This window comes from Oceanisphaera arctica (assembly GCF_002936955.1).
Taxonomy (GTDB): Bacteria; Pseudomonadota; Gammaproteobacteria; order Enterobacterales; family Aeromonadaceae; genus Oceanimonas; species Oceanimonas arctica.
Map to the genome: position 1 here is coordinate 1 of NZ_MPZM01000061.1, position 11,512 is coordinate 11,512.

Consider the following 11,512-nt stretch of genomic DNA (forward strand, 5'->3'; position numbering starts at 1 on the left):
ATGGACTCGGTGAGCCGGGCCGCCGCCTTGCCGTGGGGGCCGCCAGCCGGATACGCAGCGACTGTTCGCCCGCCGACTGCTGCAGCAGCGCCAGCAGCCGCACCACTGTGGTGGTCTTGCCGGTGCCGGGGCCACCGGTAATGAGGCTGAAATTGCTCCGTGCCGCCAACGCGCAGGCCAGCTTCTGCCAATCGGTCTGGCGTTGACCCTCCACCACCAATGGCTCGGGAAACAATTGCTCCAGCTGCTCGCTCAGCTGCCCGGGCAAGGCTGGCTGCTGGTTCAACCGGGTCGCCAGTGCCTGAGCCACCGACTGCTCGTAGCGCCAGTAACGACGCAGATAGAGTCGCTCGCCGTCCAGCACCAGCGGGGTGGATGGCTCGCCGTCGGCTCCGGCCACCAGGCTGCTTGCCTTCAGCACCCGGCACCAGCCCTCGCGGGTGACCTCGGCCAGCACCACCGAGGGCAAGGGGGTGGTGCCCGCCTCGTCGCCTTCCGGCGGCAACGACAACGCAAAGTCGGGGCTGGCCAGGGTGGCGGCGAGATCCAGACACACATGACCGTGACCCAGCTGATGGCTGGCCAGTGCCGCCGCCAGCAGTAACAGCGGCTCGGCGTCCGGCTCCAGTTCGGCAAAAAATCCGGCCAGGGCCCGGTCCAGCGCGCGCAGCCAGCCCTGCTCGACCCAGGCATCCAGCAGCAGCAAGGTCTGCTCCCGGCTGTGCAGGGAAGCCTCTGTGATCACATCAGGCTGATTCATTCGATGACTCCTCGTCAGGCTGGCCGGTCGCTTCTTCTCCGGTACTCTCATCACCGGTAAAAAGGGCGTCCAGGGTTTCTATCAGTTCGCGGGGCGGTCGGTCTTGGTAAACGGCTTGTGGATGACGCACAAACAGATAGAGGGCGCCGCCCATGTGGGTGTCGTAATCGTAATCGGGCAGTCGCAGCTTCAGCTGGCGATGCAGCGCCAGCAGATAGAGCACATACTGCAGATCGTAACGGTGCTTAAGCACCTGCTCTTCCATCGCTCCCCGGGTATAGGCGGCTTCGTCATTGCCCAGCCAGTTCGACTTGTAGTCCACCACGAAGTAGCGGCCCTGATGTTCGAACACCAGATCGATAAAGCCCTTGAACATGCCGTTCAGGGTATCGGGCAGCAGCTCGGCCCTGGGCTGGCCCGGCAGTACGGCCGCCTGTACCTGAGCATCGATGCGGCGCACATCCACCCGGCTGACCTCCAGCCAGAATTCCAGCTCCGGCTGAAAGGCGCTCAGCCCGGCCAGTATGGGGGCCGTCATCTCCGGCTCGTCTTCACCTACTTCATCACCTTTTTCATCTGCCTTTTCATCACTCTTTTCATCAGAGAGCGGGGTATTCAACAACTGTCGCAGCCAGTCGCCCAGCGGGGCTATCCATTCGGTCAGGCCGCGTAGCTGGCAACGGCGGGCCAGCTGATCCGCCAGCGCCGGCGAGTCGGCATCGAAGCCTTCGCGTCCGGCCAACTCCAGCAAGCCGTGCAGGAAGGTCCCCGGATTGGGCCCGCGCGGAAAACGGTGCATGGTCGGCGTTTCACCGGGGCGCAACGGCATGAATACCGACTCTCGCTCATCGTCCGCCACCGTCGACGCCGCCGGGCTTTCCGGTGCCGCATCTTCGAAGCGCCGGGTCGGTCTGGCCGCACTCGGCTCGCCGGTACGCAGGGCGCTGTAAGAGGCAATCCACCAGTGCTCGGCGGCGGGTCGGGCTGGCGTACGCCAGTGCGGTTCGGTGGCGGCTTCTTCCTTGCCCTGCAACGGCTGTGCGCTCGGCTCGGGCGCGGGCGTCAGCTCAATCTCCCCCACCATCGCCAGCGGACCCAGCCAGTCGGCCAGCGCCTGGCTGTTAGGCAAGGGCACCCCGGCACCCAGCAGATAACCCAGCGCCGAGTCATGCAGGCGCGAACTTTTACCATTGCCTACCTTGATATCGGCCATGCCCAGCCAGCAGGCGTGACGGGCACGGGTAAGCGCCACATAAAGCAGACGCAAGTCTTCCCCCAGCCGCTCGCGGTCGGCCAGTGCCAGTTGGTCTTCGTTCGGGGTCAGCACCAGACGGCGGCGTTCGCCGTCGTGCAGCTGCACCGCCCTCCCCTTCTTCTGCGCCTTGAAAGAACAGATAAAAGGCAAAAACACCAGCGGGTATTCCAGCCCCTTGGACTTGTGAATGGTCACCACCCGCACCAGGGCCGCGTCGCTTTCCAGCCGCAGCACCTGTTCGTCTGCCGCCAGCCCCTCGCCACCAAGAAGCTCCGCCAGGTGACGGGTCAGCGCCTGCTCGCCGTCCAGGGTAGCAGCCGCCTGCTGCATCAATTCGGTCAGGTGCAGCAGGTTGGTCAGGGCCCGCTCACCATCGGCGCGCTGCATCAAACGGCCAGGCAGGGCGAAGTCGTGCAAGAGCTGATGCACCATGGGCAGCACACCCTGACGGCGCCAACGACTGCGATAGTCGCGAAACTGCATTACCCGCCGCTCCCAGCTGCGTTCGTCCTGATTGAGCTGCTCCAACTCGTTCAGGGTCAGTCCCAGGCTGCGACTGGCCAGTGCCGCCCGTAGCAAGCGGTCCTGTTCCGGCTCGGCGCAGGCCCGCAGCCACAACAGCAGATCCCGGGCCTCCTGACTGTCGAAGATGGAATCCTTGTCGGACAGATAGACGCTGCGCACCCCGCGGCCCGCCAGCGCGGTGCGAATGGCCTCGGCTTCCCTGAAGTCCCGGACCAATACCGCGATATCGCTCGGCTGCAGCGCCGTGAAGCCCTCGTCACCGGCAAAACCGGCCTGATTCTTCCGCCCCAGGTTGAGCAGCTCGGTAATTTTTGTAGCCGCGCTGGCCGCCATCTGTTCGCGATAGGCAGTGCCCGACACCGGCTCGTCCTGCTCAAGCTGCCAGAAAGTCAGCGCCGGCTGACCAGCAGCAGATGGGTGTCCTTTCTTGTTCTTGTTGACGTACCACTGCTCTTTGCGGCCTTTGGCCTTTACCGGCATGAAGGGCAGCGGGTTATCGGCGCCGCTGCGGAACAGGAAGGCGCCCTTGCCGCCGTCACGCTGTTCGGCCAGTTCGAACATCCGGTTGACGGCGCTCACCATGGCGGTCGCCGAGCGAAAGTTGGTGTCCAGGCTGTCGTGTCGCCCGCTGGTAGACTGCCGTGCACTCAGATAGGTGTGAATGTCGGCACCGCGGAAGGCGTAAATCGCCTGCTTGGGGTCCCCGATCAGGAAAAGGCCGCAGCTTTTGTGGTTTTCGGCCAGCCGATAGATGCGGTCGAAAATGCGGTACTGCAGCGGGTCCGTGTCCTGGAACTCATCGATCAGCGCCACCGGAAACTGGCCCCGTATCACCTCGGCCAGCCGGTCGCCGTTCTCCCCCTGCAGGGCGTCGTCCAGCCGCGACAGCATGTCGTCGAATCCCATCTCGGCCCGGCGACGCTTTTCTTCGTCGAAACGCCGGCTCACCCAGGCGGCGGCATGGCGGCGCGCAGCCTCCAGAGGCGCGGACAGGGCATCGAGTTGTGCGGGAAGCGTCACCATAGCCTCCAGTGCCGGATGCGTCGGCGGCTCGCCGACTTTCCAGGCTTCAAACAACCCATCGGGAGTCAGCCGGGTAAAGCCGGTGCCCAGATCCAGCGCCGTCTCGTCACCTCTGGCCCAGTCACGCAGCTTGTCACACCAGGACTTGATATAGCGCGCCTGCAGCTTGCGGCCGTCCACCTGCTTGGCGGTGACGGCCGCCATCAGCACGCTTTCCAGCTCGTCGGCCCAGTTCAGCCAGGGTGCCTTGAGGTCGACCCAGGCTCGGGCTCTTGCTTGCAACTGTTCATCGAGCAGAGCAGACAGCGGCTCGTTCGCCTCTCCCGGCTCCTGCAACAGGGGCCTAAGTTCGCCGAGCAGGGTGTCCGGCGTTTTCCAGTGGCTGATCACCCAGTCCAGCGCCTCACCCGCCAGCGGATAACAGTGCTGGCGCCAGTAGTCACGCACCACCAGCGCCAGTAGCTCGCTGTGATCGGTCTGCAGGGTCTGGGTAAAGAGGCTGCCGCTGTCGAAGGCGTGCTCACGCAGCATGCGCTGGCACCAGCCGTGAATGGTGGACACCGCTGCCTCGTCCATCCACTGGGCCGCGATGTCGAGCCGCCGGGCGCAGGCCGGCCACAACTCGGGGTCGAAATCGTCCCTGAGTTGCGCCAGCAGCTCATCGTCCTTGGCCTCGTCACGAAACACCAGCGCCGCCTCCACCAGTCGGGCGCGAATACGGTCACGCAGCTCACGGGTGGCGGCATCGGTAAAGGTCACCACCAGGATCTCCGGCGGCAGCAGCTCGCGCTCGAAGCCGGCGTCACCACCGTGGCCCAACACCAGCCGCAGATAGAGCGCCGAAATGGTAAAGGTTTTGCCGGTGCCGGCGCTGGCCTCGATCAGTCGGCTGCCGTGCAGCACAAACCGCAGTGCCAACGGGCGGGATGAAAGTGCGCTCATTGGTCTGTCTCCAGCGATTCGGGTTGATGGTCCATCAATGACTGATAGAGCCGTGCGCTCCAGTCGGCGAAGTCGCCGCTGGCGCTCAAGGCGGCAAAGGTCGGGTACTGGCGAGACAGGGCGGCATTTTGCCGGCACTCCCCGGCAAAGAGATAATCATCGCCCTCGTAGGCTTTGCGGGCCTTTTCCTCGTCCTGCTGACCGAGCCAGGCCATGGCGGTATTCAGCGCCACCGGCAATGGCGCTTCCAGCCCGAGTCGCCAGGCTTCCAGCCAGCCCTGCAGGATGCGTTCGGCACTATTCTGAGGCAACGGCAGAAACAGCAGGGTGTCGTCCTCCCCCACCAGCAGCGTGGTCAGCTCGATGCCGACGGCGGCGGCGGCCACCTGGGTCACGAAAGGCCGCAACAGCCGATGCCATTTGGGCTCTTTCTTGTTCATCAGGGTGCCCGGTTGCAGCTCGATGCGCGCCAGGCGTTCGCCGGCCTGATGCAGGCCGCCCAGCCAGCCTTCCAGCTCTATCCCCTCATGCGTAAAACGCAGCGGTAACGGTGACTCCAGCGGCGTCGGCCACTGCTGGCACAACACCTGAAAACGCCGCAGCTGATCGGGCAAGGGTGCCAGCAGCTGTATCTGCAACCGTTCGCCAAAACCGGCCAGTGGCAGCAGGCCCTGACCTTCGAGCCGGCGGGCCTCATGGACCAGCGCCTGCTCCGGGCCGTTGGTGGACTGGCTGGCCTGCTCCAGCAGTTGCCGTTTCAGCTGATAAAGCTGCAGGCCGTTGAGGCCGAAGGGCTCTTCATCCAGCTGGGGCGGGGTTTCTTCATCCAGATACACCTTGAGCCGCTGGGTAAAGAAATGCCCCACAGGATCGCGCAGAAAATGCTGTAGCCGATCCAGCGGCTGTGCCTCGTCGAACGCCAGCGGCGGCAGGGCAGCCTCGTGCCGTGGCATCTGGCTGCGATGCAGCCCGGCCCACTCCCGGGCGTAGCTGAACAACGGCCCCTCTTCGCCGAAATAGTCCTTGCTGAACGGCTGAAGGGGGTGCTCCGTGGTGATGGCAGGCAGCAGCTTGCGGCCACCAGTCATGCTCCAGCCACCGGCCAGGTGATCCCTCAGCTGGCCGACCAGCACCGAGGGCGGTCGCTCGCTGTTGTCGCGAATGCTGCGCCCGACCCAGCTGATATAGAGCCGCTCGCGGGCCGACAGCAAGGCCTCCAGCAGAAGATAGCGGTCATCTTCCCGCCGGGAACGATCCCCAGGACGGTAATCCCCGGCCATCAGATCGAAGTCGAGCGGGGTCACGCTGCGTGGGTAATCGCCGTCGTTCATTCCGAGCAGGCAGACCATGCGAAAAGGTATGGCTCGCATCGGCATCAGGGTACAGAAGTTGACCGCACCGGCCAGAAAGCGCTGACTGAGCGAGCCCTGATCCAGGGCGCCCAGCCAGGCCTCGCGCACCACGTTGAGCGGCAGCGGCTCGTCAAGATTCACCCCGGTGCACAGTTCCTGCCAGCTTTCCAGCGCCTCGGTCAGCCCCGCCAGCAGGGTTCTATCCCGGTCGTTGGCGGGCAGAAAACATCGTTCCAGCAAATCGTGCAATACCTGCCCCCATTCTGCCGGCAGACGAGGCTGAGACAACTGCCGGTGCAGGGCATCCAGGGTATCCAGCAGCCTGACCAGGGGGCCGATCAGCGCCGCGTCCAGGCCGCCGATTTCGTCATAGGGCTCTATACCCTGACAGGCATCCCCTGAGCCCACCGCGTAACCGAGCAGCATGCGCCGCAAGCCAAAACGCCAGGTGTTCTGCTCCAGCTCCGCCGGCAGCCCCAGGGCGGCACGGCGTTGGGCATCCAGCCCCCAGCGTACCCCGGCGCCTTCAATCCAGCGGTGCAGAGTGGGCAAGTCCTGCTCCTGAATGCCGACGCGATCGCGCAGGGCCGGCACTTCCAGCAGATCCAGAATTTCGCTTACGGTCTGGCGGTTGTCCGGCAGGCGCATCAAGTGTTCGAGGGCAATCAGCAGCGGCTCGGTGCCTCGGCTGCCTTGATCCGCCAGGGTAAAGGGAATGTAGCGGTCGTCTTCCCGGCCGTACTGGCCGAACACCGCCTGGATGTGAGGGGCGTAAACGTTGACGTCCGGCACCATGACGATGATGTCGCGCGGGCGCAGACTGGCATCGGTGCTGAAATACTCCAGCAGCTGATCGTGCAGTATTTCCACCTCACGTTGGGCGCTGTGGGCCACATGGAAGCGAATGGAAGCGGTACTCTCAATCAGCGGCGGCCACTGATCGCGGGTTTCCGACAGCGGCCGCAGGTTGAGCATATCGTCCTGCAGCTGGCCGAGCAGATGGCTGACATCCCCCTCGCCGAACAGGTCGATACGGCTGCCGACGGCGTCGAAGCGGGCACGATAGTGTTCGGGATCGTCGACGCTGTCGAGCAGGTTGATGTAGTCCCGCCCCTGCTTGCCCCAAGCCGCCAGCAGTGGGTGGGCATGCTGATGCAGATCGCTGTCGGTCAGCTCAAGTGGCTGTCCCGGCTTGCGGGCATGGCGGCGGTAGCGGTGCCTGAGCAGGTCCTGATCCGGCACTATGTCGCCCCAGTGATGCTGACAGGGGTTGTGCACGCACAGCAGCACCTGGGTGAAGCGCGCCAATGCCGCCAGCGCCTCCAGGGTCTGGGCCGGGAGCGAGGAAATACCGAACACAATCACCCGGCGCGGCAGGCCCGCCGGGGCCTGCTCGCATTCTCGCAGGTGCGCCACAAAGCGCGGATGCACACCGGCCCGACTGCCAGCCAGCTGTTCGTGGCCCACGTCTTCCAGCAGTGCCCGCCACAGCGCCGGCTGCCACAATACCGCCTCATCCAGCGGCACAGGCCCCCGCCGGGCGCTGATGATCCTGTCTCGCCCTTCGGCCCATTCCGCCAGCCAGTCGGCTCGATATACCTGATACTGATCGAACAGGTCCGCCAGCCGCTCGGCCAGCTGATAGCGCTTGCGGCAGTCGTCGTCATGCTGCAAAAAACGGCGCAGCGGCGCGAAGCGTTCATCGGCCAGCAGCTCGGGCAACAGCCGCACCAGCCGCCAGGTCAGCGGCGCCTTATCTAGCGGAGACTGTTGTGGAATACTGTCGCTACCCAGCACGGCGCGGTAGGTTTGCCACAGAAAACGCGCCGGCAAGTCCACCTGCATGGCCGCGGCAATACCCCCGCTGCGATGCTCGGCCAGGGCCAACTTCAGCCACTGGGCAATACCGTTGCTCTGCACCAGTATCACCTCGTTTTCCAGCGGCGCCAGCGGGTTACGCCGCATCCAGGCCACCGCCAGCTCTCTGAGCTCTTCCAGGTGGTTACCGTGCACCACCATCAGCCCCGGCGTCAGCGCATCATTCTTCTGCATTCGAATTCCTTGTTATTATCCCGCACCGCCCCATGATAATGCCAAATCCCCCCTCTTGGGACACCCATCTTTCGATGCGGTTTTATATCTTCTGACGAAGGTATTTTGGACCACTTAGGACACCCACTTTTGATGCTTCAGCTTATTGATGGGATCAGTGGTAGTTATCATCAAACCGGAAACAAGGTCAGATCGGTCGGATTTAGATAATACGGCTAGTGGATACGGTTTGAACGGTCAGATAGGCAAAAACGAGCGATGCGCTTATGTATCAGCGTTTGAAGAAGATTGTAGTTGACCTAGCCGGCAATGCCGCAGCTCGGCACCGCTCTATGTGGAAAAAGACGGCCCCTGCACACATCGTCGGTGATGCGCCTTGGCATAGCGAACTCTGCTCAATCCACGGCCAATCACGGTACCGCGGGATAGATGATAGGGTTCCAATACCGCCAAAAAGCCCACTCCATCCAGCCCCAGGCGTGCCAGAATGGGCGGGGTATCTTCGGCTATCACACCGGCTTTGTCTTCCCGCCTCGCCCTGCCCGCCCAGTCTACCAGCTGCAGGTAGTCGGCAAAGGAGAAAGGGATACCTTTTTCATTATCTTGATGAAAGTATTCGATAAAAGGGAGCAGCACAAGACCTTGGGTCTGACCGCCCGGAGTATGCTCGTTCGACCGTGCATGGTGCCGAATCCGTTGATGCAGAGACACATCCACCGAGTCTTCCGGCTTGTTCACTAACCCGGCGCGTAATGGATTAAGATCGACGTAGGTCATGCAGGCCAGCAGACCGACATCATCCAATATGGCCTGTGAGCGAAAACGTCCCTCCCAGAACCGGCCCTTGCAGTTGTCTTCCTCATTGGCTTTGCGAGCAATATGCTCGTTGAGGCAGCGCATATACCAGGACAAATCACTCAACCGACGGCGCCAGCCGGCAATAATGCCCTGCGCCGCCAGCTGCTCCGCCTTGGTGTCGGCGGTGCCCGCCATATAACGAGCCACCAGCACCGGCAACTGGAACAGGTGATTCCAGCGCACCACCACCTCGCTCTCAGTCAATGCCTCGGCGGCATCGGTATCCACATGCACCACCAGATGATAGTGGTTGGCCATGACCGCATAGGCGCACAAGTCGATGGTGAATACCTTCTGCAGCTGTTGCAACCGCGCTAGCACCCAGCGTTTACGATGATTGAAATCCTGACCGGTCAGCCGGTCTTCGCCGCACAGATAAGCGCGCCGCACGCAGCGACAGATGCAATGGTAGTAAGGTGTATCAGCCGGCGACACCAGCTCGGAGCGAGGACGAGTCATAAAGCCCCCCAAGTACAACTGATTAATCACAAGCTTAGTTGAAGTTCAAAAAACAACCAACCCGATGGGTGTCCTCAGAATTCTCTACCAACCCGATGGGTGTCCTCAGAATTCTCTACCAACCCGATGGGTGTCCTCAGAATTCTCTTGGATCTAACCCAATGGGTGTCCTCTAGTTTTCCTGGCTTCTTGGTTTTTAATCAAAGAGCAGGATATCAGCCCGAGGTTCCGTTAACGTGGCGTCTCGGGCTGCCTGCTCATGGGCCAGTCTTCGCGCCCAAGTCCATCGACTGCTCCGGCGGGATGCGGGCAAAGCACACCGGCATCTTGCGCAGGCTTTCCTTACCGCGCGCGGTCAGATCGGACATGAACTGAAACTGCTGCCGCGGATCCATCGGATAGGCCTTGATGCGGTAGTGGGTACCCCAGGGTTGCTCTTCCAGCACGACCAGCACGGGCTGCTGCAACTTGAGATAAGGGCTGGTCAGCGCCACGTCTTCCAGCACCCGGCGTACCTCATGGGCATCGTGATCCGGTGCCAGATAAAAGCTCACTACGCACATCAGGCTAGCACCACCGTTGTTGGCATTATAAATCAGCCCGGTCCACAGCTTTTGATGAGGAATAAACACCACGGTATCGTTCGGGGTCACGATTTCCACCACCCGCATGCCCACGTGCCTGACTTCGCCGTAGCAGCCTTCTACCTCTATCCAGTCGCCGGGCCGGTACGGCAGCTCATAGGCCGCCACTATGCCCGCCAGCAGGCTGCTGACATAATCCTTGAGTGCAAAGCCGATGGCCAGACCGGTCACACTTAATATCGCCACCGTGTTCTGTACCGTAGGCTCGATAAACAAGGGGACTATCCATATCAGCGCGGCCACAATGACCAGAACCCGAATGGTGGGGATCAGCGCCAGTACCAGCAGCCGCCGGTTGCTGTGCAATCGATTCGCCAGCCAGGGCAACAGCTTCTGGCTCAACCATACCAGCAGTATGGCTATTACTATCACCACAAGGGCTTCAATCAGGGTCTGGGTGGTGATATTCCTGAATAAGCCGACAACCTGTTCTGTCTCCATCACCGCCCCCGTTAAAAGCTGTCCAGCAGATAATCCCGACTGCCCAGAAAATCGCGTACCGCCAGGTACCCATACACACTGAGCCGCCAGTGTTCTTTATTGCGTTCGACAATACCGAGCTGTGCCAGTCGGATCAGCTGTATATTCAGCTGATCCGGCGCCATGATCGGCAGCACCTGCTGCAGTGCTTCTCCGTTCAAGCCCCGATGCAATAACAACGCAAACAGTACGAAGGCGACGCTTTCTTCCTCGTCTACCGGCAGCTCAGGCAACTGCCTGTTCTGGTCCAGATGACAGGCCCACAACGCCAGCGCCACCCCCACATTGCCCCGAGCCCGAGCGGCAAGGCGGCCCAGTTGTCGATCCGACCCCTTGAGGCCAACCTGACGTAATAGCTCCTGCCCGGCCGGGGCAAAACAATAGACCCGGGGCAGCTCAAGCGGCCAGGCCCGCTGCAGAAAGGAAAACGCCCAGCTATCGCACACCACCAGCCCCTTGCCAAACTCTCCCTGCAACAGCCTGGGCAACAGTGCCCGAATGAAACGCAATCCCTCGGTGCTGCGCAACAGGTAACGGGCCAGGTTATCAATCAGCCAGGGCCCGCTGTACAGCTGTTGCTGCTGCCACCATTTATCGACCTGTACTTCTCGTATCAAGTCGATATCCGGTGGTGTCAGTATCATCCAGCCCTGTTTCCAGGCAAAATCACGGGCAATGGCGGCGGTACTGCTGAACGGTGGATCAAGCAGAAAACAGACACCGTTGTCGGCCGCCCCATCAAGCCCGTCGGCAAAAAATGCATCAAGGGCACTGACCGCGTCCTCACGCTCAAACTCCCGATAGCCCGGCAGGTCGGCATTATCCCCCTGCTCGACCCAGTCCTTGCCGTGCAGCCCGAGAATACGGAGCATCCACCGCCAGCCATGCTGCAAGCGCGTTACCGTGGGTGGCGCCGGACAACAAAAGTCTGCAGCCCGAATCAGCTGCCAGTGGTTGTGATCTGTCATCGAACTCTCCTTCTCATGCCCGCATGGGGAACGTGCGATGACAAAAGCAGTCACCTTTACAGTCAGTGTAGCCGGTGTCACACGCGCGCTCGCACGCAAAGATGGCTGATATGGCACCCGACATTCCGCACCTAATTCAGGAATAAATGGCCTGATAGCGATCACCGAGTGCTGTAAGAATGGTCTGTTGCGGC

At 62.1% G+C, this 11,512-nt stretch carries 6 protein-coding genes; all 6 read right to left on the reverse strand.

The genetic code is table 11. The features are described from left to right. On the reverse strand, window positions 1–760 hold a 760-nt coding region (locus UN63_RS15595), incomplete at its 3' end, for an AAA family ATPase (protein WP_244905187.1). Then, window positions 747–4,505 carry an exodeoxyribonuclease V subunit beta gene (gene recB / locus UN63_RS15600; protein ID WP_104488311.1) on the reverse strand — a complete coding sequence of 1,253 codons (3,759 nt, stop codon included), beginning with the start codon at window positions 4,503–4,505 and terminating at the stop codon, window positions 747–749. The genes UN63_RS15595 and recB, both read right to left, overlap by 14 nt. Beyond that, window positions 4,502–7,909: an exodeoxyribonuclease V subunit gamma gene (gene recC / locus UN63_RS15605; protein ID WP_104488313.1), complete on the reverse strand. Its 3,408-nt coding sequence runs from the start codon at window positions 7,907–7,909 to the stop codon at window positions 4,502–4,504. The genes recB and recC overlap by 4 nt, the downstream gene beginning before the upstream one ends. A gap of 330 nt (window positions 7,910–8,239) precedes the next feature. After that, the gene (locus tag UN63_RS15610) at window positions 8,240–9,226 is read right to left on the reverse strand and encodes a transposase (RefSeq protein ID WP_104488315.1); all 987 of its coding nucleotides are present in this window, start codon (window positions 9,224–9,226) and stop codon (window positions 8,240–8,242) included. 257 nt (window positions 9,227–9,483) lie between these two features. Next, window positions 9,484–10,311 (reverse strand): mechanosensitive ion channel family protein, encoded by an 828-nt coding sequence (locus tag UN63_RS15615; RefSeq protein WP_104488317.1) that lies wholly within the window; start codon window positions 10,309–10,311, stop codon window positions 9,484–9,486. Between the two features lie 11 nt (window positions 10,312–10,322). Next, window positions 10,323–11,318 (reverse strand): hypothetical protein, encoded by a 996-nt coding sequence (locus UN63_RS15620; RefSeq protein WP_104488319.1) that lies wholly within the window; start codon window positions 11,316–11,318, stop codon window positions 10,323–10,325. Window positions 11,319–11,512: the final 194 nt, after the last annotated feature.

What these genes read in the sequence shown, in the direction of transcription:
- UN63_RS15615 (WP_104488317.1), bottom strand. Translation starts at nt 10,311, where the DNA reads ATGGAGACAGAACAGGTTGTCGGCTTATTCAGGAATATCACCACCCAG.
- recB (WP_104488311.1), bottom strand. Translation starts at nt 4,505, where the DNA reads ATGAGCGCACTTTCATCCCGCCCGTTGGCACTGCGGTTTGTGCTGCAC.
- UN63_RS15610 (WP_104488315.1), bottom strand. Translation starts at nt 9,226, where the DNA reads ATGACTCGTCCTCGCTCCGAGCTGGTGTCGCCGGCTGATACACCTTAC.
- recC (WP_104488313.1), bottom strand. Translation starts at nt 7,909, where the DNA reads ATGCAGAAGAATGATGCGCTGACGCCGGGGCTGATGGTGGTGCACGGT.
- UN63_RS15620 (WP_104488319.1), bottom strand. Translation starts at nt 11,318, where the DNA reads ATGACAGATCACAACCACTGGCAGCTGATTCGGGCTGCAGACTTTTGT.